The 22,881-nt window shown below is 48.2% G+C and carries 24 protein-coding genes and 1 pseudogene; 16 read left to right on the forward strand and 9 right to left on the reverse strand.

The genetic code is table 11. From position 1 onward, the window contains the following. Positions 1-71 precede the first annotated feature (71 nt). The 5 genes from htpG (at position 72) to CEW91_RS03900 (ending at position 5,416) form a co-directional block, all read left to right on the forward strand. A complete protein-coding gene (gene htpG / locus CEW91_RS03880) occupies positions 72-1,985 on the forward strand; it encodes a molecular chaperone HtpG (RefSeq protein ID WP_088767749.1) in 1,914 nt (637 codons plus the stop codon). A 111-nt stretch (positions 1,986-2,096) separates the two neighbouring features. After that, on the forward strand, positions 2,097-2,744 hold the full coding sequence (gene adk, locus CEW91_RS03885; protein WP_088767750.1) for an adenylate kinase: 648 nt from the start codon (positions 2,097-2,099) through the stop codon (positions 2,742-2,744). 48 nt (positions 2,745-2,792) lie between these two features. Continuing rightward, entirely contained in the window at positions 2,793-3,194 is a 402-nt protein-coding gene (locus CEW91_RS03890; RefSeq protein ID WP_053952589.1) for an MAPEG family protein, read from the forward strand. A 9-nt stretch (positions 3,195-3,203) separates the two neighbouring features. After that, entirely contained in the window at positions 3,204-3,986 is a 783-nt protein-coding gene (locus tag CEW91_RS03895) for an alpha/beta fold hydrolase (protein WP_088767751.1), read from the forward strand. Between the two features lie 44 nt (positions 3,987-4,030). Continuing rightward, on the forward strand, positions 4,031-5,416 hold the full coding sequence (locus CEW91_RS03900) for an MATE family efflux transporter (protein WP_088767752.1): 1,386 nt from the start codon (positions 4,031-4,033) through the stop codon (positions 5,414-5,416). 11 nt (positions 5,417-5,427) lie between these two features. On the opposite strand, the gene hisIE is transcribed toward CEW91_RS03900, so the two are convergent. From hisIE to hisG, 8 genes and pseudogenes are all read right to left on the reverse strand, one after another. Then, positions 5,428-6,036, reverse strand: a complete 609-nt coding sequence (gene hisIE, locus CEW91_RS03905; protein WP_088767753.1) for a bifunctional phosphoribosyl-AMP cyclohydrolase/phosphoribosyl-ATP diphosphatase HisIE — start codon at positions 6,034-6,036, stop codon at positions 5,428-5,430. 9 nt (positions 6,037-6,045) lie between these two features. After that, the gene (gene hisF, locus CEW91_RS03910; RefSeq protein WP_088767754.1) at positions 6,046-6,828 is read right to left on the reverse strand and encodes an imidazole glycerol phosphate synthase subunit HisF; all 783 of its coding nucleotides are present in this window, start codon (positions 6,826-6,828) and stop codon (positions 6,046-6,048) included. Continuing rightward, the gene (gene hisA / locus CEW91_RS03915) at positions 6,810-7,547 is read right to left on the reverse strand and encodes a 1-(5-phosphoribosyl)-5-[(5-phosphoribosylamino)methylideneamino]imidazole-4-carboxamide isomerase (RefSeq protein WP_088767755.1); all 738 of its coding nucleotides are present in this window, start codon (positions 7,545-7,547) and stop codon (positions 6,810-6,812) included. The genes hisF and hisA overlap by 19 nt, the downstream gene beginning before the upstream one ends. After that, the gene (gene hisH / locus CEW91_RS03920) at positions 7,541-8,131 is read right to left on the reverse strand and encodes an imidazole glycerol phosphate synthase subunit HisH (RefSeq protein WP_088767756.1); all 591 of its coding nucleotides are present in this window, start codon (positions 8,129-8,131) and stop codon (positions 7,541-7,543) included. The genes hisA and hisH overlap by 7 nt, the downstream gene beginning before the upstream one ends. Further along, positions 8,128-9,204, reverse strand: a complete 1,077-nt coding sequence (gene hisB, locus CEW91_RS03925) for a bifunctional histidinol-phosphatase/imidazoleglycerol-phosphate dehydratase HisB (RefSeq protein ID WP_088767757.1) — start codon at positions 9,202-9,204, stop codon at positions 8,128-8,130. The genes hisH and hisB overlap by 4 nt, the downstream gene beginning before the upstream one ends. Beyond that, positions 9,201-10,283: a histidinol-phosphate transaminase gene (gene hisC, locus CEW91_RS03930; RefSeq protein WP_088767758.1), complete on the reverse strand. Its 1,083-nt coding sequence runs from the start codon at positions 10,281-10,283 to the stop codon at positions 9,201-9,203. The genes hisB and hisC overlap by 4 nt, the downstream gene beginning before the upstream one ends. After that, positions 10,283-11,592, reverse strand: a pseudogene (gene hisD, locus CEW91_RS03935) (histidinol dehydrogenase). Before hisD ends, hisC begins: the two are co-directional and overlap by 1 nt. 2 nt (positions 11,593-11,594) lie before the next feature. Beyond that, a complete protein-coding gene (hisG, locus tag CEW91_RS03940) occupies positions 11,595-12,488 on the reverse strand; it encodes an ATP phosphoribosyltransferase (protein WP_088767759.1) in 894 nt (297 codons plus the stop codon). Between the two features lie 339 nt (positions 12,489-12,827). Between hisG and CEW91_RS03945 the strand changes: the two genes are divergently transcribed. From CEW91_RS03945 to CEW91_RS03995, 11 genes are all read left to right on the forward strand, one after another. Then, positions 12,828-13,109 carry a hypothetical protein gene (locus tag CEW91_RS03945; RefSeq protein ID WP_053952578.1) on the forward strand — a complete coding sequence of 94 codons (282 nt, stop codon included), beginning with the start codon at positions 12,828-12,830 and terminating at the stop codon, positions 13,107-13,109. A gap of 51 nt (positions 13,110-13,160) precedes the next feature. Then, entirely contained in the window at positions 13,161-15,095 is a 1,935-nt protein-coding gene (locus tag CEW91_RS03950) for an ATP-dependent DNA helicase (RefSeq protein ID WP_088767760.1), read from the forward strand. Beyond that, on the forward strand, positions 15,092-15,775 hold the full coding sequence (gene tsaB, locus CEW91_RS03955) for a tRNA (adenosine(37)-N6)-threonylcarbamoyltransferase complex dimerization subunit type 1 TsaB (RefSeq protein WP_088767761.1): 684 nt from the start codon (positions 15,092-15,094) through the stop codon (positions 15,773-15,775). Before CEW91_RS03950 ends, tsaB begins: the two co-directional genes overlap by 4 nt. Before the next feature lie 67 nt (positions 15,776-15,842). Beyond that, positions 15,843-16,145, forward strand: a complete 303-nt coding sequence (locus CEW91_RS03960; protein WP_088767762.1) for a hypothetical protein — start codon at positions 15,843-15,845, stop codon at positions 16,143-16,145. A gap of 13 nt (positions 16,146-16,158) precedes the next feature. Then, entirely contained in the window at positions 16,159-16,737 is a 579-nt protein-coding gene (locus CEW91_RS03965) for a Slp family lipoprotein (protein ID WP_088767763.1), read from the forward strand. A gap of 5 nt (positions 16,738-16,742) precedes the next feature. Beyond that, entirely contained in the window at positions 16,743-17,612 is an 870-nt protein-coding gene (locus CEW91_RS03970) for an alpha/beta fold hydrolase (RefSeq protein ID WP_088767764.1), read from the forward strand. 89 nt (positions 17,613-17,701) lie between these two features. After that, the gene (gene fadD, locus CEW91_RS03975) at positions 17,702-19,369 is read left to right on the forward strand and encodes a long-chain-fatty-acid--CoA ligase FadD (RefSeq protein WP_088767765.1); all 1,668 of its coding nucleotides are present in this window, start codon (positions 17,702-17,704) and stop codon (positions 19,367-19,369) included. Continuing rightward, positions 19,366-20,535 (forward strand): ribonuclease D, encoded by a 1,170-nt coding sequence (gene rnd / locus CEW91_RS03980; RefSeq protein WP_088767766.1) that lies wholly within the window; start codon positions 19,366-19,368, stop codon positions 20,533-20,535. Before fadD ends, rnd begins: the two co-directional genes overlap by 4 nt. 14 nt (positions 20,536-20,549) lie before the next feature. Then, on the forward strand, positions 20,550-20,798 hold the full coding sequence (locus CEW91_RS03985) for a YcgL domain-containing protein (RefSeq protein ID WP_088767767.1): 249 nt from the start codon (positions 20,550-20,552) through the stop codon (positions 20,796-20,798). Continuing rightward, positions 20,792-21,784, forward strand: a complete 993-nt coding sequence (locus CEW91_RS03990; protein WP_088767768.1) for a lytic murein transglycosylase — start codon at positions 20,792-20,794, stop codon at positions 21,782-21,784. Before CEW91_RS03985 ends, CEW91_RS03990 begins: the two co-directional genes overlap by 7 nt. A 27-nt stretch (positions 21,785-21,811) precedes the next feature. After that, positions 21,812-22,243, forward strand: a complete 432-nt coding sequence (locus CEW91_RS03995; protein WP_088769347.1) for a YcgN family cysteine cluster protein — start codon at positions 21,812-21,814, stop codon at positions 22,241-22,243. 3 nt (positions 22,244-22,246) lie between these two features. Here the strand turns inward: CEW91_RS03995 and dsbB are convergent, their stop codons facing one another. Further along, entirely contained in the window at positions 22,247-22,792 is a 546-nt protein-coding gene (dsbB, locus tag CEW91_RS04000; protein WP_088767769.1) for a disulfide bond formation protein DsbB, read from the reverse strand. Positions 22,793-22,881 lie beyond the last annotated feature (89 nt).

The following is a 22,881-nucleotide window of genomic DNA, read 5'->3' on the forward strand; positions in this document are numbered from 1 at the left end:
AAACCATAGTGTCATCCCCATTTTAAAACGTTAGGTATCACTGTACGTTTTAAACAGTAGGAGAAAACACTATGGCGGAAGCCGGTCAAATGGAAAAACACGGGTTTCAGACAGAAGTAAAACAGTTGCTTCATTTGATGATCCATTCTTTGTATTCCAATAAAGAAATTTTCTTGCGCGAATTGGTTTCCAACGCGTCTGATGCGGCGGATAAGCTGCGCTTTAAGGCGCTGAGTGACAACTCTTTATACGGCGACGACAATGAGCTGTTTGTCCGTATCTCGGTCGATAAGGAAGCTAAAACCGTTACTGTCAGTGACAACGGTATTGGCATGACGCGTGACGATGTTATGAATAACCTGGGCACTATCGCTAAGTCGGGAACAGCTGAGTTCTTTGGCCAGCTTTCTGGTGATCAGGCAAAAGATAGTCAGCTTATTGGTCAGTTTGGTGTCGGCTTCTACTCCGCATTTATTGTTGCAGATGAAGTGACCGTGCGCACTCGCTCAGCGTTAGGTAATGACACTGCGGGTGTTGAATGGCATTCGCGTGGCGAAGGGGAATTTGAAATTGCTGACATTGAAAAGGCACGTCGCGGCACGGATATCATCTTGCACCTGAAAGATGATGCCGAAGAATTCTTAGACGAGTACCGCCTGCGAGGCATTATTAATAAATACTCAGAGCACTTGAGCATTCCAGTGCAAATGTGGAAAGAACCGGTTGCTGAATCTGAAGACAGTGAAGGCAATAAAATTGAAGCGCAGCCCGGTGAATGGGAAACCATTAACTCAGGCAAGGCGCTCTGGACGCGTGATAAGTCAGAAATTACTGACGACGAATACAAAGAGTTTTACAAAACCGTTGCCCACGACTTTGACGAACCGCTGCTGTGGACGCATAACAAAGTCGAAGGTACCACGGAGTACACAAACTTGCTGTACATTCCGAAAAGAGCTCCATGGGATTTATGGAACCGCGAGCAGCAGCATGGCGTAAAGCTTTACGTTAAGCGCGTCTTCATTATGGACGACGCAGAGCAGTTAATGCCGACTTATCTGCGTTTTGTGCGCGGCTTGGTGGATTCAAACGACTTGCCGTTGAATGTGTCTCGCGAAATTCTTCAGGACAACAAAATTACTCGTTCTATGCGTAACGGCAGCACTAAAAAAGTGCTACAAATTCTGAAGAAACTAGCGAAAGACAACAAGGAAGAGTATCAGCAGTTCTGGGACACCTTCGGTAATGTCTTGAAAGAAGGTCCAGCAGAAGACCACAGTAATCGTGAGCGCATTGCTGAGCTACTGCGCTTTGCATCGACTCATAACGACAGTACTGCTCAGTCCGTTAGTCTTGATGACTACATTGAGCGCATGAAGGATGGTCAGGATAAGATTTTCTACATTGTGGCGGACAGCTATGAAGCGGCGAAAAATAATCCCGCATTGGAAATATTCCGCAAGAAAGGTATAGAAGTTCTGTTGCTCTCCGACCGTATTGATGAATGGCTCATGAGCCACTTAACTGAGTTTAAGGAAAAGCAGTTACAGTCGGTCACTCGAGGTGATTTGGATCTTGGTGAGCTCGACGACGAACAAGATAAGGCAGAGCAGGAAAAAGCCGAAGAAGCCTTTAAAGAAAGTCTTGAGCGTTTTGAGAAAGCGTTGGGGGGCAAAGTGAAAAAGGTTCGCGTAACGCACCGCTTAACGGACTCTCCGGCGTGTATCATCACTGACGAGCATGATATGAGCACACAAATGGCGAAGTTGATGGAAGCGGCAGGTCAGGCGGTACCCGAAACCAAGTACATTTTTGAAGTAAACCCTGAGCACGCTTTGGTTCAGAGAATGCTGGAAAAAGACGACGAAACCTTCAAAGAGTGGGCTGATGTATTACTCGATCAAGCAACACTCGCAGAGCGTGGAAATCTGAAAGATCCAGCCTCATTTGTGACGAAACTGAATAAGTTAATGCTTAACGCATAACCCTTCTGCTGCGGTCATACCATTGGCCGCAGCACTTCTCTGTGCTTGTAATACCTTGCCTGTCAGGGTAAAGTTCGGGGCAGACTTTTGAATCACGCAAAGAGGTTTCTTATGCGCATTATTTTATTGGGCGCTCCGGGGGCAGGCAAAGGCACGCAGGCTCAGTTCCTGATGAACACATTTGGCATTCCTCAAATTTCGACAGGTGACATGTTGCGTTCAGCAATTAAGTCGGGCTCGGAGTTAGGAAAAAAGGCCAAGCAGGTAATGGATGCTGGTCAGCTTGTTTCTGATGACATCATCATTGAACTGGTGAAAGAGCGTATCGCTGAGCCAGACTGCCAAAACGGCTTTTTGTTAGATGGCTTTCCTCGCACAATTCCGCAAGCTGATGCAATGCGCGATAACGGCATTGAGATCGACTACGTACTAGAATTTGATGTGCCGGATGAAGTGATCGTTGAGCGCATGAGCGGACGTCGCGTACACCCCGGCTCAGGCCGTGTTTATCACATTGAGCATAACCCGCCCAAAGAAGAGGGCAAGGACGATGAAACTGGCGAAGAGCTGGTTATTCGACCGGACGACCAAGAGCAAACGGTACGTAAACGCCTGTCGGTATACCATGAACAAACTGAACCACTGGTTGAGTATTACCAGAAATTGTCGGAAGAAGGCAAAACGGAGTATTACAAAATCGATGGCACACAGCCGGTTGAAAAAGTTAGCGACCAACTTGGTGAGCTACTAAAAAAATAAACACAAAGGCTCACTTAGTGGGCCTTTTTTGAATAAAGGGACGACAAAATGGATATTCGCATCACCGGTTTTTACGCTGGCTTACTGGCAGTACTTTATTTAATTTTGGCGGTTCGAATTGTTCGCTTACGCTGGAAGTATCGTGTTGGTATTGGTACCGGTGGAGAAGACGAGCTGAAAGTGGCGGTACGAGTCCACGGTAACTTTATTGAATATGTTCCGTTTATTCTTATTTTGCTTGGTATGGTTGAAGCTAATGGGACCTCAACTGAGCTGGTTCACGGAATTGGCATTGCTACGCTCATTGCCCGTATAAGCCATGCTATTGGTTTAACTAAGACAATAGGGCCAAGCATCTTTCGCACTATTGGTGTTCTGGGTACCTTCGCCGTTCTGTTATTCAGTGCGGGAATTTGTGTCGGTCAGTTCATTGGCTTTAGCTTGCTGTAGAGAAACAAAATGTCAGAGTTAGGTTCCGGAGTGTATGTTTTTGGTGAGAAGCACAACCCACCGGTATTGTTGCTTCACAGCTCACAAAGCGCGAGTTCTCAGTGGCGAGACTTAATTCAAAGGCTTAGCCCAACTCGTTTTGTTATTGCCGTTGACTTACTCGGTTATGGGAGAGCACCACAGCCTGAGGCTGTGGCAAACTTTCGCTTAGCAGACGAGGTCCCTCGGGTCGTCGAGGCGATTTCGGCCTTAAAAATAGATACTGCAATTGATGTGATTGGTCACTCTTACGGTGGTGCCTTGGCGTTGAAACTGGCTTTGGAGCAGCCTTTTACCATCTCAAAACTGGCGGTTTATGAGCCTGTGGCTTTCCATGTGTTAGCCGATGACTCGCCTGGAATGATTGAAATACAAGAAATCAGCCAGGCGATGCATGGCAAAGACGCTGAAGAGTGTACCCGCACCTTTGTCGATTACTGGAACCGTCCTGGCTACTTCGACGCTTTGCCGTTCAAAATACAAGCGTTGATGGTGAAGCAGGCAGCCAAGGTCGCACTGGACTTTGATGCGCTGCTTAACGAACCTAAGCGCCTGGACGATTATGCTGGTCTTGAGCAGCCGGTGTTGATGGTTCAGGGGGAGCATACTCGTCGGAGTGCTAAGGCAGTGGCGGATGCGCTCTCGACGGTTATTAGCCACCTGCGGCGTGAGTCCATTGCGGCTGGACACATGGGACCTCTGACGCATCCGGCAGAGGTGAATGAGAAGTTAGTACAATACATCAACAGCTAACGCCACACGTGCAATACAGCTTAAATTAGCGAGACACACCAACCGTGAAATCCTGGCAAGACAATAAAAGCGAAGTGATCAAACTGGCTCGACTTACTGGTCCAATACTTATCGCACAACTTACACAGATGCTGATGAGCGTTGTTGATACGGTAATGGCCGGTCGAAAAAGCGCGATTGATCTTGCCGCGGTATCCGTTGGCGGCAGTATTTTTGTACCGGCGACACTATTGGTTTTCGGTCTTGCTTTGGCGCTTGCACCCATTATTTCTCATTTCGACGGCTCCGGTGGTCATCGGAAAATGGCGAACATGCTGCAGCAGGGGTTTTATGCTTGTGCCATAGTCGGAGTTATTACCTTAGTAGGGATGTCTTCCGCGCCCTGGCTGCTCGACTTAATGGAAGTAGAGGATAAGTTCCGTCAAGTCACGCTCGATTACCTGTTTTATATTGCCTGGGGCATTCCCGGCTTTGTTATTTATGCCGTTCTGAGAAACTTTTGTGAGGGCATGTCGAATACCATGCCGTCGCTGATTATTGGCTTTATTGGGCTAATCATCAATATTCCGGCGAACTACATTTTCGTGTACGGCGAATTTGGCATGCCGGCACTTGGTGGTGCTGGCTGTGGTGTGGCAACAGCCCTTGTGCTTTGGGGAATGGCAATTTCCATGGCCATTTATACATTCGGAGCCAAGCGCTATAAAGAATTAAAGTTATTGCGCCGCTGGTACAAGCCGAGTTGGGATGACGTGACTTATGTTATTCGTCTGGGGTTTCCCATTTCAATGTCGCTGTTTTTTGAGGTGAGCTTATTTGCCGCGGTTGCGCTATTAATTGCTCCGTTAGGTCCTACTGTGGTCTCCGCCCACCAAATAGCCTTAAACATAAGTTCACTGGTTTATATGGTCCCGCTCAGTATTTCTATGGCGGTGACTTTACGTGTTGGTTTTGCACTAGGTGCCGGAAACCCGGATAACGCAATGCGAAACTTCAGAATTGCCCTATGGTTTGGCGGCGTCTTTGCAGCCGTTAACGGTCTTATTATGTACTTAGGTGGCAGCTTTCTGGCTAGCTTGTATACACCCAACACAGAAGTCATTAACTTAGCAGCGACCTTGATGGGGTTAGCTGCTATTTTCACCTTGTCTGACACCTTCCAGGTGGTCGCAATGGGCACTCTCAGAGGCTACAAGGACACGACACTGCCAATGATACTAGCGTTTATATCTTATTGGCCTTTTGGTTTAACCGTGGGCTATGTACTTGGCAGAACCGACTTAGTGGTGCCGGCAATGGGCGCCGCAGGTTTTTGGATAGGTTTTATTAGTGGCCTGAGTGTGGCGGCTGTACTGCTGTCTGTCAGGCTGAAGAAAGTATCAAAAGCCTACAAACGCCGCCACTTTCAGGAGCAGCTGAATAGCGCTTAAATAGCATTGCACTAATTATGGCGCTGTTTCAATACCTTAAGCACATCGCTCATCGATAAGTCGCTGGCGCTCAGTACCACCAATAAGTGATACAGCAGATCAGCACTTTCGTTGAGCAGTTCGTCTTTGTCGTTGGTTGCTGCTGCCAATGCCACTTCGACGCCTTCTTCGCCGACTTTCTGGGCGCAGCGTTTAATGCCTTTCTGGAAGAGGCTGGCAGTGTAACTTTCACCGGCATCGGCGCCTTTTCTTGAATTAATAACTCCCTCTAAGTGGTGTAAAAAAGACCCTGACGTGTCAGCAAAACAGCTCTGAGTGCCTAGGTGACAGGTTGGCCCATTTGGGGTTGCTTTAATTAGCAGTGCGTCACTGTCGCAGTCGGTATGAACCTCTTCCAACTCAAGAACATGCCCAGAGCTTTCACCCTTAGTCCATAAACGCTCTTTGCTGCGGCTGTAAAAAGTGACCTGACCTGACACTAATGTCTTTTCAAGTGCCTTGTCGTTCATGTAACCCAGCATCAGGACCTCGCCGGTCAGAACGTGCTGGACAACACAGGGAAGCAGGTTGTCCATTTTTGCCCAGTCAAGGCTGTTTAAATTTTGCTTGTCGACTCTCACTGTCACTCCTTAGGGTTCAATTGGACGCACGACAATGCCATTGTTGTGCATTGCGCTTTTCACATCGGCGATTGAAAATACGTTCTTATGAAAGACTGAAGCTGCCAGAGCTCCATCAACTTTGGCGTCATTAAAAACATCGACAAAATGCTGTATTTCACCAGCGCCACCAGAGGCGATTATGGGTACTGAACAGTAATCGCGTAAAGCGGCCAGTTGTTCAATATCGTATCCTTTGCGTACGCCGTCCTGATTCATGCAGTTTAAGACAATTTCACCGGCGCCCCGTTTAATCACTTCCTGTAACCAGTCTTTGGTTTGCCATGCCGATTTGCGTGACTTTTCCTCGTCGCCGGTAAATTGGTGCACCTCATAGGTACCGGTCTCTTCATTGAAGAAGCTGTCAATACCGATAACTATGCACTGTTGACCGAATTCTGCCACCAACGTGTCGATAAGTGACGGGTCCAGTAATGCAGGGGAGTTAATTGACAATTTATCAGCGCCTTTTGACAGCAGTTCTTGCGCTTGTGCCACTGAACGAATACCGCCGGCGACCGTAAACGGAATGTTAATTTCTTTGGCAACTCGCTCTACCCACGACTTATCCACCGTGCGCCCATCGGACGAAGCGGTAATGTCATAGAAAACCAACTCGTCGGCACCGCTCTCGGCGTAATGGCGAGCCAACGGAATAATGTCACCAATGACTTCGTGGTTGCGAAATTTAACGCCTTTAACGACCTGACCGTCACGAACGTCCAGGCAGGGAATTACTCGCTTTGCCAACATGCCAGTGCATCCTCCAGAGTGAATTGGTTGGTTAGCAGCGATTTCCCCAGAATCACAGAGTCGCAGTTAATGGCTTTTAACGCTTTTATATCGTCTAAACTGCTTACGCCACCCGACGCTTGCCACTGCACGTTTGGGTACTTACTTTTGTACTTTTGATACAGTTCGACGTTGCTGCCGCTGAGTGTGCCGTCCTTGCTAATGTCCGTGCACAATACGTGTTGGCAGCCTACTTCAAGGTATTGGTCTAAAACATCTTCCAGGGCCTTGCCTGAAGACTCTTGCCAGCCGTGCGTTGCCACTAACGCCTGACCGTTGGGTTGAATGTTGACATCCAGCGCCAGCACAATCTTTTCAGGACCGTAGGTTTTAAACCATTCGAGCACCTTCTCTGGTGAACTGACAGCGGTTGAGCCTATCACTACACGCGTAACGCCAACAGCCAACAGAGCGTCGATGTCTTCGGTGGTGCGAATACCGCCACCGACCTGACAACTCATACCTGACGCTTTGATCAGTTTTTCCAACAGCTTTGTTTGACGCTGCTTAGGATCCTTGGCGCCGTCTAAGTCCACTAAGTGAAGCCATTTTGCGCCAGCTTTAGCGTAGCTCTGAGCTTGTTCAACCGGTGAAAACTGATATTCAGTTTTCTGAGAAAAGTCACCTTGGTACAGTCGTACAACGGTGCCATTAATTAAGTCTAACGCAGGTATTAGCACAGCTTAGCCTCCAGAAACTCACGTAAAATTGATTCACCCACTTTGCCTGAGCGTTCTGGGTGAAATTGCGCGCCGAAGTAGTTGTTATGGCGAATCATGGATGCAAAGCGTTGACCGTACTCCGCTTCGGCAATGGTATATTCATCAACGGCAACCGCATAGCTGTGAACAAAGTAACAGTATTGTTCGGCAGACTTCAGAAGCGGATTATTATTGGTTGGCACCGACGTATTCCAGCCCATGTGCGGCAGCGGCAGTTCGCCAACCTCAAGCCGTTTAGTCAATGACGGAATTAACCCTAAGCACTCGACATCACCTTCTTCTGAATGCGATGTCATGAGTTGCATTCCCAAACAAATGCCGAGCACTGGCTGCTCGAGTGACTTAAGCAGGTCTACCAATTGTTTTCTTTGTAGGTTACGCATCGCCGCCGCAGCGGTTCCCACACCGGGCAAAATGACACGACCAGCGGCGCGAATCGCGTCTGCATCGTCGGTTACCGTGCATGAGTATCCCAACCGTTCTATAGCAAAACGAACTGACGTTAAATTCGCGCACTCAGTATCAACAATCACCACCCTCATGCCAGCATACCTTTACTCGATGGCAGTTGCTGGTCGCCGGTTTTAGCGACTGCCTGACGTAACGCGCGACCAAAGACTTTAAACAGGCTTTCTACCTGGTGGTGACTGTTGCCTTCGGTTGTTGAGAGGTGCAGGCTAATCGCCATAGCATCGGTCAACGAGCGGAAGAAATGTTCAACCATCTCTGTTGACAGTTCACCGACTTTGTCGCGACTAAAGTCCGCTTGCCACTTCAAGTAAGGGCGACCGGATAAATCAATCAAGCACTCTGCTTTACATTCGTCCATCGGCAGCGCGAAGCCAAAGCGACCAATACCACGTTTGTCGCCAAGCGCCGAACGCAAGGCCTGACCCAGTGCTAAAGCTGTATCCTCAATGGTGTGGTGATCATCAATGTGCAAGTCACCTTCGACCACTACGCTCATATTAATACCTGCGTGCGTAGCTATCTGCTCCAGCATGTGGTCAAAAAAGCCAATGCCGGTGCTGAATGTGCCGCGTGCAGAGCTGTCCAGATCAATGGCGATATTAATGTCAGTTTCATGAGTTTTACGAGACACTTTGGCGGTACGGGGACGGTCAACAATTTCGTGGACAATGTCGTCCCAGCTGTATTCTTCCCGGTTGTAGCGAATACCGCGAATGCCCATGCCTTGTGCCAGTTGTAAGTCAGTTTCTCTGTCGCCAATCACGAAAGAGTGAGCAAAGTCGACTTTGCCTTCCGTTAGATAGGGCTGCACAAGCCCCAGTTTAGGTTTACGACAGGCGCAGTTGTCTTCGTCAAAATGTGGGCAAATTAATACATCATCAAAACGAACCCCTTGAGACTCAAATACCGACATCATTAAATTGTGCGGAGCCTCAAAGGTGTCCGTCGGGAAACTCTCGGTACCCAGCCCGTCCTGGTTAGACACCATGACCAATCGGTACCCCGCATTTTGCAGCTTTAACAGTGCCGGTATCACACTCGGCTCAAAAACAAGCTTGTCGACACTGTCGAGCTGCTTATCGACGGGCGGCTCCTCAACCAACGTACCGTCGCGGTCAATAAAAAGTATGGATTGCTGTGTCATGAAAAATACCCTTTTAATCGTTGTGCCAGCTCGTCATTTTCTTCGCGGCTACCTACCGTTATTCTAATACAACCGTCTAACCCGAGCTGTTTAGATTGGTCCCGAATCAACACACCTTGTTGTTGCAGTGTACTGACAATGTCGGCCGCATTGGTTTGGGTGGTATCACAACGATACAGTAAAAAATTCGTTACGCTGTCAAACTCCAGCGTTAGTGGTAAATCACCGAGTAACTTCACAAGCCGTTCACGTTCGCCGATAAGTGTATCGACCTGCTGCTGCATACGCTCAATATTGTCCGGGCTCAGAGCCTGCGTTGCTATATTAATGGTAGGCTCCGGCAGCGGATAGGGCGCGAGTATCTTTTTCATTAGCTCAATAATGTCATCATTGGCGAGTAAAAAGCCGCAGCGAATGCCGGCAAGCGCAAAGGCTTTTGATAATGTTCTCAACACCACCAGGTTAGGGTAGGTTGTCAGCCAAGATGCTTTGCTGTCGTCATAACAGAATTCAATATAGGCCTCGTCAACCACAATAACTGTGTTGGGGCAGGCATCCAGCACTTGCTTAATGTCTGCTGCATTTAGCGTGTTCCCGAGGGGGTTGGACGGTGAACACAGAAACGCGACCTTACAACTCCTTGCCTGCGTGATCACCTGCTCAACATTGAGTTGGCCTTTTCGTTCCCCTGAATCTATTAGCGGCACCTCAATCGTATCGACGGCATAAGTTTTAGCCGATATCGCATACATACCGTAAGTCGGCGGGCAAATGAGAATACTGTCCTGACCGGGTTCGCAAAACGCACGAATTAACAATTCGATACCTTCATCAGAGCCACGAGTACTTAACACCTGATTAGGTTGCACACCAGCGTAGTCAGCATATGCTCTATTAAGCGTTTCTGACTGAAACTGTGGATATCGATTCAGAGCGGCATCGTCAAAGCCGTAACCGTTATCAAAAGGTGATTCATTGGCGTTCAGCCACACATTACCACCGCTCATACTGCGTCTGGCCGACGCATAAGGCGTCAGTGTTTTTAGGTGCTGGCGCTGAGACTGTTCCACTAATGACATTATTGGTCCTCCATGCGAATGGTGACAGCTTTAGCGTGTGCGTCGAGCCCCTCAACATTCGCCAGGGTTGTAATAGCTTCTGACAACGTCGCTAAGCCTTCGTAGGAGACTTCTTGTACGGTGTAACGGCGGTAAAAGTCCAATAGTCCCAAGCTACTGTAATTGCGCGCATAACCGTAGGTCGGTAATACGTGGTTAGTGCCTGTTGCGTAGTCACCACCAGACTCCGGTGTATAGTGCCCCACGAAAACAGAGCCCGCCCGGGTCAGTTTCGGCAGCAATGAGCGCGCATTGTCCGTTTGTATGGATAAGTGCTCTGGCGCATAGCGTTCGCTAATGGCTATTGCTTCATCTATCGTCTCGACAACCAGTAAACGGCTTTCGGCTAACGCCTGGGCTGCAATATCAGCACGTTGTAACTGCTGACACTGCTCAATGAGAGCTTGTTTCACCCTGTCTGCCAGTGTGCTTGATGGTGTGACCAGAATAACTTGTGAGTCAGGGCCGTGCTCGGCTTGAGACAACAGGTCGGCCGCAATATACGCCGGGTTAGCTGTGTCATCACCAATAACCAGTAATTCAGAAGGACCCGCGGGTAAGTCGATAGCACAGCCACTGGCGTCATTGCTCACTTGTTGCTTTGCTTCGGTGACAAAACTGTTGCCCGGGCCAAATACTTTATCGACAGGGGCGATGGACTCTGTACCATAAGCTAAGGCGGCAACTGCTTGAGCGCCGCCGCAGGTGTATATTTCTGTAATGCCACAACGGTTTGCAGCGTACAAGAGCGCATCTGGTAAGTCACCGCTTTTGTCCGGCGGACTGACCAACACAACGCGTTGACAGTCGGCTAGTTGAGCGGGCACGCCGAGCATGAGTGCAGTGGATGGCAAGGTCGCGCTACCCCCGGAATATAAAGCCCAACGGCATCTAGTGGCGCATAGCGAAGTTCACACTGAACACCATGTATGGTTTCAACAGCAAGGTTTTCAGGGACTTGTGCCTGGTGAAAACGACGAATCGTCCCGTAAGCGGTATCAATCGCCTCCGCCACTTTTTTGTCGAGACGTTTCACGGCTTGCTCTATACGCTGTTGCGATACACGCAATGAGGTCGCATCAGAAGAATCAAACTGTCGAGTGTAATTCAGCAGTGCACTGTCACCGTTGTCACGAATATCGGCAAGGATCTTTTTAACCGTTTGTTGCGTGTTTGTCGCTGTCGCCTGACGGGGACGCGAGAGCCGTTGCTCTTGTTCGTCGGCAGACAAGTCTGCCCAGCACTCAACGTTAATATTGAGGTTTTGCATAATTACCCCATCATTTTTTCAATTGGCAGAACAAGTATCGAGCTGCAACCTTTTGCTTTTAAATCTTCCATGGTTTCCCAGAACAGCTTTTCTGTGCTGACCATGTGCACAGCCACTTGTTTGTCAGTGTGACTGAGCGGCAAAATGGTCGGGGTTTCTGCACCCGGCAATAGTTCAACGACTTCCTCGAGCTTATCTTTGGGCGCGTGGAGCATAATGTATTTGCTTTCCTTCGCCATTTGCACGCCATCGATACGCGGCAGTAGCTGATCAATCGTTGCTTGTTTTTCATCAGATAATGTTTCTGAGTTTTGAATAAGCTGCGCCTGTGAACGGAATATCACTTCTTTCTCGACGAGACCGTTAGCTTCCAGTGTTGCCCCTGTTGATACCAGATCACAAATCGCATCGGCTAAACCTGCTCTCGGGGCGACTTCGACTGAGCCCGTCAACATGACAACTCGGGCATTAATGCCATTGTCTTTCAGATAACGTTTTAGAAGTTGAGGGTACGTTGTGGCAATTCGCATTCCGTCTAAGTCAGCTTGTGACTGGTAAGAGAGCTCACGCGGTACCGCAATGGACAAACGACACTGACCGAATTCCAGCGCTCTGAGTGGTTGAAATACTGCTGCTGTATCACTGGCTATGCGCTCAAGTCGCGCTTCTTCTAGCACGTTTTCGCCTACCAGACCTAGGTCGACAACACCGTCCATGACTAAGCCGGGAATGTCATCGTCACGCACCCGGAGTAAATCGATAGGATGACTGGTGCTATGGGCAATGAGGCGGGCTTCATTAATGCTAAACTTTACACCGCAGGCATTTAATAATGCCATTGACTCTTTACTCAGACGGCCAGATTTTTGTATCGCTATCGTTAAACGGTTAGTCATAATTACTCCTAAAAATTAAAAAACCTCCGAAAGTTGCCTTTCGGAGGTTGTATAGTCAATCGAAAGGCTAGCGCTTATTCGGCTAGCCAGAAACTCGCTCTCAGCTAGCCCATAAAATCCAATGATCTGCATGATGGTGATGAACGAATTTCATTTTGTTGACTCCAATGGTGTACGCTGTATTTCGTAAAGTTGTATAATACCTTAACAGGTTGATTTTGTAATGCAAGCGTAAATTTATTCCTTTACGGGTCGATAGTAGGTTAATATTTAATCGGTGGTTGTATAATCAAGACGGCAACGTCGGTAAAAAAAGCAAGGAAACAGCGGAGCACGCTCATGGCAAACTTTGATGCAATGGTGCCATTAATACCAAAGGATACCCGGGTACCGGTTGACCACTCTCAGGACCAAATGAGGGTTAATCAAATTGAGAAAACCAAAGAGCTTCAAGCGATTAGCGATGAGGAAAGCACTACTATTGATAATGATCCTAACCGAGAGAAGCAACGGCAACAGCAGTCTTCTGAACAGCAGCAGTCTGAACCCGAGGTGACTCAGGAAGAGTCAACAGAGGACAGTTTGGATAGCAATTCGGGTCATATAGACACCTACGCCTGACTCTTTTTCTATGTCATAATGCGCGCTAATTATCATTAACTAGCGCGAATTATGCCGACCGTTTCCTCCATTTTTCAGCCCGATGGTGAGCTGGCTTCAACAATAGACAACTTCCAGCCTCGTCCGTCGCAAACGACAATGGCACAAGCCATTGAAAAAACGCTGAAAAAGAAAAGCCAACTCGTTGTTGAAGCTGAGACCGGTACCGGCAAAACCTTTGCTTACCTTGCGCCTATTTTGCTTTCCAAAGGTAAGGCGATTGTCTCTACTGGCACGAAAAACCTGCAAGAACAGCTGTTTCACCGGGACTTGCCCGTATTACGAAAAAGGCTGGCGCCGCAAAAAGTGGTGGCCTTGCTGAAAGGGCGCTCGAATTACCTATGTTTGCATCGCCTGGAACAAGCGAAGCAGCAGGCGGGACAGCTCCCTAAAGAGATTCAGGACCAGCTCATTACAGTGACGCGTTGGTCAACGACAACTCGCAGCGGTGATATGGGTGAGCTGAATGTGCTTCCTGAAGGGGCGGCGGTTTTACCTCAGGTGACCAGTACGCAGGATAATTGTTTGGGGCGAGATTGCCCGGTTTACGATGACTGCCATTTAGTGCAAGCGCGGAAACAAGCTTTAGAAGCCGATGTTGTGGTGGTGAATCATCACTTGTTTTTTGCGGACATGGCGTTAAAAGATACTGGGTTTGGCGAGCTCATTCCGGCTGTTGATACTGTGGTATTTGATGAAGCCCACCAAATACCCGATATTGCCAGTCAGTACTTTGGTGAAACGGTGTCGACCCGTCAATTGAGTGAAATGTGTGAGGAAATTCAGCGCTTGTGCCTGACGGAATTAAAAGACTTGTCACAGGCCAGTGCGATGGCGCGAACGTTGCTGCAATCACTGCGCGACTTTCGGTTGTTGTTTCCTCATGATCCGATGCGCGGCAACTGGCGCGAATGGCGCAATAAAGAAGATATTGTCGAAGTGACGGATCGTCTCGACGAACGTTTAACCCTGCTTATTGATGTGCTAAAAACAGCGCAGGGTCGGAACAAGGATCTCGACAATTTATTAGAGAGAGCAGAGCAACATCGCATCATTTGGCGTCAGTTGATGGACGTTGAACGCACCGGTTACAGTTTTTGGTTCGAGACTACGCCACGACAAATTAGCTTGCACCAAACGCCATTAAGTGTGGCTAAAACCTTTGGTGGCTATATTAAGCGCAATAATATGAGTTGGGTGTTCACCTCGGCGACATTAGCCGTTAATGGCAACTTTGAGTTTTTTACACGTCGACTGGGTATTGAAGAAGCCGACACCCTGGTCCTTGAAAGCCCGTTTGACTTTAAAAAGCAGGCCACCTTATGCCTGCCTCGTTACTTACCGGACGCCAATGATCGCAATCGCCACGAAATGCTGACGGACATTGCCAAGCAATGTATAACGCATAACGATGGCGGAACGTTTTTATTATTTACTAGCCATCGAATGCTGCAACAAATGGCAGGAATTCTAAGAGAGCACGTCGACAATGAAATTTTGGTGCAGGGCGAGTCGAATAAGGGTGAGTTGTTAGAACGCTTCACCAAAGCCGGCAACGCTGTACTGTTAGGCACCTCGTCGTTCTGGGAAGGTGTGGATGTCAGAGGTAATGCGCTGCGTTGTGTGATTATTGATAAACTGCCGTTTGCATCGCCGGATGATCCTTTATTGAATGCTCGGGTGGAAGACGCACGCCTGCGAGGTGTGGATGCCTTTGGCACTATCCAACTTCCGCAAGCCGTTATTGCCCTAAAACAGGGGGCGGGGCGTCTTATTCGAGATAAGTACGACTCGGGTATTCTGGTGGTTTGCGATAACCGGCTGGTCACACGCCAGTATGGTAAGCAGTTTTTGGCCAGCCTACCAGCTATGAGTCGCACCCGTAGCTTAGATACTGCGCTTGAATTTCTGGCGCATAAAAGTTCTACAGAAGAGCAAAGTGTATGAAGTCGTTATTAGCTATAGATACATCAACTGAAAATTGTTCTGTCGCGCTTGTTCATGATGGCAAGTTGACAACCCGTGATATTGAAAGCCCCCGGGAGCACTCACAAAAGCTGCTGCCTTTTGTGGAAGAGGTGCTCGACAGTGCCGGCGTGTCTTTAGGCAATCTGGACGGGCTGGTGGTTGGCGCTGGCCCAGGTAGTTTTACAGGTGTGCGTATTGGCGTGTCTATGGCGCAGGGGCTAGCATTTAGCGCTGACTTACCCGTTTACCCCGTGTGCAGTTTGCAGGCACTGGCACAGCAAGCCATCCGCAAAAACGATGTCGCTGGTGTGGTCGCTTGTATTGATGCACGTATGGGAGAGGTGTATTACGCTCTGTATGCGAATGAGAACGGAGTTGCCCTGGCTCAGTCAGAGCCGGCTGTGGCCAAACCGGACACTAACCTTATTGATATAGGACGTCTGAAAGGTTGGGGAACGGCAGGCACTGGTTGGGATGCCTATGCCGATATTCTTGATGAACATCATGAACTAAAGCATAGCGATAATAGCCGGCTACCGTTGGCGGAGGATATGCTGACAGTAGTGAACGGTGCTGGTGTTGAACCGGTCCAGGCCGAGCAACTTGAGCCACTCTATGTGCGTAATGAAGTAACCTGGAAAAAGTTACCGGGTCGATAACTTGCTGAACGCTCAGGAACTCGCCATAATAGATCCTGTCTTACATAACAGATGAGCCCATATTGACGTGCAGATAAATCCGCAAACGGTACAGCCGCTAGGTAACCAGCAGCAGGCATCACAACAGACGGTGCAAAGAGACAACGAGCAGCAAAAAAATGCCGCCGTGTCTAATGCTGTGGAGTTACGGCAGGTCGTTCCGGACGCGAAACAAAGTCGCCGTCAGGCTGAGCGTTGGCAGTCTTTAAACACGGTGTATGATGAACCACCGCAGCGTTCACAAAAGGCATTGGGCGCTTATCAGGCGGTGGCTTTGAATGAAAAACGTGAAGAAGTTGCGTCAATGTTTGGTGTCGATGTTTATGCCTAAAGAGAGGTCTGTTATGAGATTAATGACATGTTTTTTACTCACCATCGGTTTAGCCGGTTGCGCGTCCGTTCCTACCGAACTGGAGACGCCTAACGAGGATGCGCTGGTTGAGTATAAGCAAGCGAAAGTGCAACAGGATAAAGTGGCTGGCCAGCCTGCGCGATGGGGTGGTGTTATTGCCGATGTACGCAATACGGAAGACAAGACTGTATTTGAAGTCGTGAGCTTTCCTCTCCAACGCTGGGGACGCCCTGAAGTGAGCGACGATAGCGATGGTCGTTTTTTAGCGGTTATTGATGGCTTTATCGATCCGGAAGTGTATAAAAAAGGCCGGGCAATTAGCTTTGTTGGCACCATAGGTAATACGCAACAAGGTAAAATTGATGAGTACACTTATGTTTATCCGGTAATCGAGGCGGATAATCACTATTTATGGAAGCCAAAAGCGCAGAAAAGTCACGTCGAAATAGACTATTCACCTCTGTGGTTCCGTCACAACTTTTACTCACCGTACTATCCTTACCGTTATCCAGTTCCGGTACGTGTACGAGTTGAGGACAACTCTGGTACTCCGGCAAAAGAACGTAATTAGTATTAATGAGTTTCCGGACAACGGTGGCGAAAGCGACACCCGTCAGCTATGAATTAGAGTGGGGCGTTGTCCGGGGCTTATGCTGGGGCGACTCGAAAAACATAAATACCATTGCGACCCATGGCTGGCTCGATAATTGTCACAGCTTCCTGCCTATAGCTGAACACTGGAATGATGATGACGCCGGTTTGGTTGCACTTGACTGGGCAGGGCACGGGCACAGTGATCACCGCCCGCTCGGAACCCACTATCACTTTATCGATTACGCCTACGACCTCTGGCAAATTCTTACTCATCATATTGGCAACCCTGTCACCTTATTAGGGCACTCGATGGGGGGCTTTGTCAGTAATGTGGTGTCGTCTCTTTGCCCTGAAAAAGTCGACAAACTGATATTGGTCGAGGCCTTCGGGTTGCTGGTTTCTGATGAAATGAACGCTCGGGAGCAATTGATAAAAGGCTTTGCCAGTCGTTATAAAAAACGAAGTGGTCGCTGGCGCGGTTATACGGAGATAGAAACAGCGATTGATGCACGCGCTGCTCAGGCTGACTTTTCCAGAGACTTAGTAGCGCTGCTGGTTGATAGAGGCTTGAATAAAACGTCCGACCATTCGTTTTCTTGGCGCGCCGACCCACGGGTTAAGTCTGTTTCACCTTACCGCTTGCACTCAACGGCGGTCGATGAACTTCTTCAGGGCTTGAACATGCCGGTGACCGTTGTAAGAGGAGATAACGGTCATGAAAATCTGTCTCGAGCTATTGAAAGGTGGCAGCATCACGTTGCTGATCTAAGCTTAATAACACTGAATGGTGGGCATCATGTTCACATGGAGCAACCAGAAAAAATAGCTGAGTTGCTAAAATCAAGCGGTTAGCAGCGCTGTATGACTAGGATTAACTGGTCGGATATGCGAAGATAAAGTGTTAACAAAATAAAATTTAAGAGTGAGAGGCAGAGCCTTTTATGGAAAAGATTTGGCTGAAAAACTATCCAGCGGGTGTTCCGGAAACTATTGACCCGGATCATTTTTCTTCGCTGGTTGATATTCTCGAACAGTCCATCGAGAAGTACGGCGAGAAAACCGCATTCGTAAATATGGACTCAGAGATGAGCTTCAAAGAATTGGGACTGAAATCTCGTGAATTCGCCGCCTACTTGCAAAGTCAGGGTTTGAAAAAAGGCGATGCGGTTGCGGTAATGATGCCAAACCTGTTGCAGTACCCTGTTGCTTTATTCGGTATTTTGCGCGCCGGCATGTCGGTGGTGAACGTAAACCCTTTATACACGCCACGCGAATTAAAGCATCAGCTGACTGACTCTCAGGCAAAAGCTCTGGTTATTTTAGAAAACTTTGCGCACACTTACGCTAAAATAAAAGACGAGGCACCGCTTGATGTGGTTGTGACCACTCAAATTGGTGACCAACTACCGTTTCCTAAGCGGTTTATCGTCAACTTTGTGGTTAAGCACATTAAACGAATGGTGCCGTCTCACAACCTTAAAAATACCATTAGCCTGAATCAGGCAATGGCAAAAGGTGCCCAGACAGAATATCAGCGGCCTGAAGTGACTGGTGACGATATTGCGTTTTTACAATACACCGGCGGAACCACTGGCGTAGCAAAAGGTGCTATGTTGTCTCATCGTAATATGGTTGCCAATTTAGAGCAGGTATCTGCATGCATCACGCCAATTATGAGCGATGGTGAAGAAGTGATTATTACTGCGCTGCCGCTGTACCATATTTTTGCATTAACGGCGAACTGCCTGACCTTTATAAAGCACGGCGGTAAAAACGTGCTAATTACTAACCCGCGCGACATGCCCAATTTTGTGAAAGAGTTGAATAAGTACCCGTTCTCAATGATTTCAGGGGTTAATACGTTATTTAACGGTCTGCTCAACACCAAAGGGTTTAAGGACGTTAACTTTTCTAACCTGAAAGTGGCGCTTGGCGGCGGTATGGCGGTACAAAAAGCCGTTGCGGAAGAATGGGAACGGGTCACTAAATCCCGCCTTCTGGAAGGCTACGGCCTTACCGAGTGCGCTCCGGTTGTTACGGTGAATCCTTATGATATTGAGCACTACACGGGCAGCATCGGCTTACCGGTTCCTAGTACCGATGTTCGTATTGTTGACCCTGAAACGCGCGAAGAAGTGCCAATGGGTGAGCCAGGTGAACTGGAAGTAAAAGGCCCCCAGGTTATGGTGGGCTATTTGAACCGCCCTGAAGATACGGCTGAATCTATTAAAGACGGTTGGTTTGCAACCGGCGATATGGCGACGGTTGACGACCGTGGTTACTTTAAAATTGTCGACCGTAAGAAAGATATGATTTTGGTGTCTGGTTTTAACGTCTATCCGAATGAAATTGAAGACGTGTTGGCAGATCATCCGAAAGTACTCGAGTCTGCGGCTATTGGCGTACCGCACGAGTCGTCAGGCGAGGTCGTTAAAGTGTTTATTGTGGCAAAAGATAAGTCGTTAACAGAAAGAGAAGTTATCGATTTCTCGCGCGAGAATATGACTGCTTATAAAGTGCCCAAGCTTGTCGAGTTTCGTGACGAGTTGCCGAAATCGAATGTTGGCAAAATTCTACGTAAAGAGCTGCGTGACGAGGAAAACTCTTGACGCAGCTTGAACTTCCGGAGTCGGTGCGTCAGTACCGGCTCATCTCTTCTACCGATGAATTAGCCGATTTCTGCTCTAAAGCTCGTCAGACGGGTTGGTTTGCAATCGACTCTGAGTTTGTGCGAGAACGGACTTTTTACGCGAATCTTGGACTGTTACAGATGCATGCTGGCGGTGACACGGTTATCGTGGATCCGCTGGCGGATATTAATTTAGCGCCAGTATGGTCGCTCATTTCTTCGGATAGCATTGAAACCGTCTTGCATGCCGGTGGCGAAGACATTGAGCTGTTTTTCTATGAAAGTGGCGGTGCTCAACCAAGCCGTGTGTTTGATAGCCAAATAGCTGCCGGGTTTTGTGGTATTGGTGAGTCCATGGGCTATGCTCGCTTAGTCAGCGATCTATTTGATAATGTGGAACTCGACAAAAGCCTCTCCCGCACAAACTGGTTAAAACGGCCTTTAAGCCCTGAACAACTGGATTACGCTGCCGCTGATGCCAGCTATCTGGCTGTTATGTATCCTTATTTGAAAGCACTTTGCGAAGAAAAGGGCTGTTTGGATATCGTCTACGAAGAATCGGTACTTCAGGTTCGTAAGCGAACGACTCGCATTCCTGACGATCTCTTATATTTGCAAGTGGGTAATGCCTGGCAACTCAATGATGAGCAGTTAGCGGTTTTACAAGAGTTGGCCAGTTGGCGATTCAACAAGGCTAGAAAGAAAAACATTCCATTAGGCTTTATCGCTAAAGACGGCGCATTGTTAGAACTGGCCAGACGCAAACCCAAATCACAAAGCGATCTAAATCACATTCGTGACTTACCGCCGTTATCAAAAAAGTATTCCGGCAATGAAATGATTACAGTCATTAGAAAAGCCGAAGAGCAGGCGACTTCTAAATCGCTGAAGCCCTTAAGCCGATTGGACGATATGCCGGGCTACAAGGAGACGTTTAAAGCGATAAAGCAAAAAGTCACCGAGCTCGCTGAGTCACTTGATGTGCCTGTATCATTAGTGGCATCACGAAAACAAATAAATGACCTGATTAATTTTTTCTGGCAATACTCGCCGCAGCAACAGGAACGTCTGCCGCAACCAGACTTACTGACGGGTTGGCGAAATGCGGCAATTGGGGCAGAATTACGGGCTATTGTTTCGTTATAGCTTCGGAGACACTTATGTTGTGCGATGTGTATCGCAGTTCCCGCAAAGCGGATACCTATATTTACCTTCCTCATGGTGAAGATTTCAGTGAATTACCGGATGCGCTTGTGCAAAGCTTTGGTAAAGCTGAAAAAATATTGACCATAAATTTAACCACTCGTGAACAATTGGCGCGCTTGAGCGTCAAAGAGTTAACTGAACGCCTTGATAACGATGGTTTTTATCTACAGCTTCCACCTAAGCAAGAGGACATTTCATGTTAAAAAAAATAGTTAGCCGTGCATTAATTGGAGTTTTGGCCTTGGTCAGCATGAGTGTCTCTGCGCAGGATGAGAATGTTGAGAAGAAGTTTTCTGACTACGTGGAAGCATTGAAAGACGAAGCCCGAAGTAATGACTATAGCGACGAGACCCTGGAAAAAGCGTTTGCTAATGTGAAGTATTATCAACGTGCGGTAGAGCTTGATAAAAACCAGCCAGAATTTAAATTGACGTTGGATACTTACTTGCCAAGAGCGGTTCCAGAGTGGAAAGCCAAAAAGGCGCAAGAAAAATATGAAGAGCATAAAGAGCTGCTTGAAAAAGTAGGCAAAGAATACGGTGTTCAGCCACGCTTTATTGTCGCGTTGTGGGGAATTGAAACAAACTTTGGCTCTTATACGGGCGGTTTCGACGTAATTTCCGCGTTGACCACGCTGGCGTTTGATGGACGGCGCGAAGCGTTTTTCAAAAAGCAACTATGGCACGCGTTAACGATTATCCAGGATGGGCATATTGCCCCGGAAAAAATGCAGGGCTCCTGGGCGGGCGCTATGGGGCAGACTCAGTTTATGCCAAGCTCGTTTATGAATTACGCGGTCGATTATGATGGTGATGGGCGTAAAGACATTTGGGGGAGCTATCCGGATGTGTTTGCTTCTGCCGCTAACTATTTGAGCTCGGTGGGCTGGCGCGACGATGTTACCTGGGGCCGCCAAGTGCAACTGCCAGAAGGGTTTGATGCTTCTCTGTCGGGACTGGACACGAAGAAAAAGCTAAGCGAATGGGCTGACTTAGGCGTGACGCGATATGATGGCTCAAAGCTTCCGCAGAGAGACGATATTACAGCATCTGTGGTCATTCCGGATGACAAAGAAGGGCGAGTGTATCTGGCTTATGCAAATTACGATGCGTTAATGCGTTGGAATCGCTCGCATTACTTTGTGGCTGCAGTGGGATACTTGTCCGATCGCATCCGCTTTCCTCGGTAGTTATCGAAGCTGCATATGGGCAGTTTAATGGCTTGGTACGAAAAACCATTGCAGGAGCTGACCACATCCGAGTGGGAAGCGCTTTGTGATGGTTGCGGCCAGTGTTGCGTCAACCAACTGATCGATGAGGAAGACAACCTCTACTCTACGGATGTCGCTTGTCAGTTGCTCGATACCGAGACAGCACGCTGTACCGATTATGCAAACCGAAGTCAGCGTGTGCCTGCCTGTGTTACGTTAACGCCGAAAAACATTGAAGATGTTTACTTCATGCCTGCGACTTGCGCGTATCGCTTGAGGGCGCAAGGACAACCTTTGCCCAAATGGCATCCGTTAAAGCATAACGGTAGCAAAGAGCCCATGAAAAAAGCCGGCTATTGTGTTGCCGGCCAATGCATCAGTGAACGGAAATACAGTGGCGATCTGGAGGACAGAATCGTTACCTGGCCGCTCAACTAAGATCTATTTATGGTAAAGCACTAAGCCTTTACGCTTTTTAAATAAGCCAATGAAGTGGGCTAGCGTGACAATAACACCTAAGAGCAGTAACCCACCAAATATCCATGTCATCCAGCCGGGCATTCCCATTCCAAGCCACTGCCAGTCAATATCACCGCATAAGCCTGGTGCAGCAAACAACCCAGGAAACCACTCATGTAGCGGCGCCCAGCTTGGAAAATTTGGCGCGCTTTCGCATACGGCGAAAAAGGCGTTCTTAGAAGTTTGTAAGTCCCAGTGGTCGTAAGCAATACGCAGCCCTTCAAAGCTGCTGTATAACCAACCAAATAGCCCTATCCAGCGTAGTAACGCGTAACTTGACCCGATGAGTCCGATAATGGCAGAAAGGGCAATGCCAACAACAGCCATGCGCTGATAAACACATTTAACGCAAGGCTCAAGACCTAATACAGCCTGAAAGTACAGTGCGGCTCCTAAAAGTGCGGCACACCCCAGAAAAAGAAGAAGCCAGGCAAACGGTTTGGTCGGCCACTGACCAATAGACAGCATCACTCTATTCCTTAAGAAAGTGTAAAAACGATGAAACCATACCCAAATGCTTCGTGAATGTCGATATAAAGGCAGAAGTTATCTTGTCC

It is taken from the genome of Idiomarina piscisalsi, from assembly GCF_002211765.1.
In the GTDB taxonomy this organism is placed as follows: Bacteria; Pseudomonadota; Gammaproteobacteria; order Enterobacterales; family Alteromonadaceae; genus Idiomarina; species Idiomarina piscisalsi_A.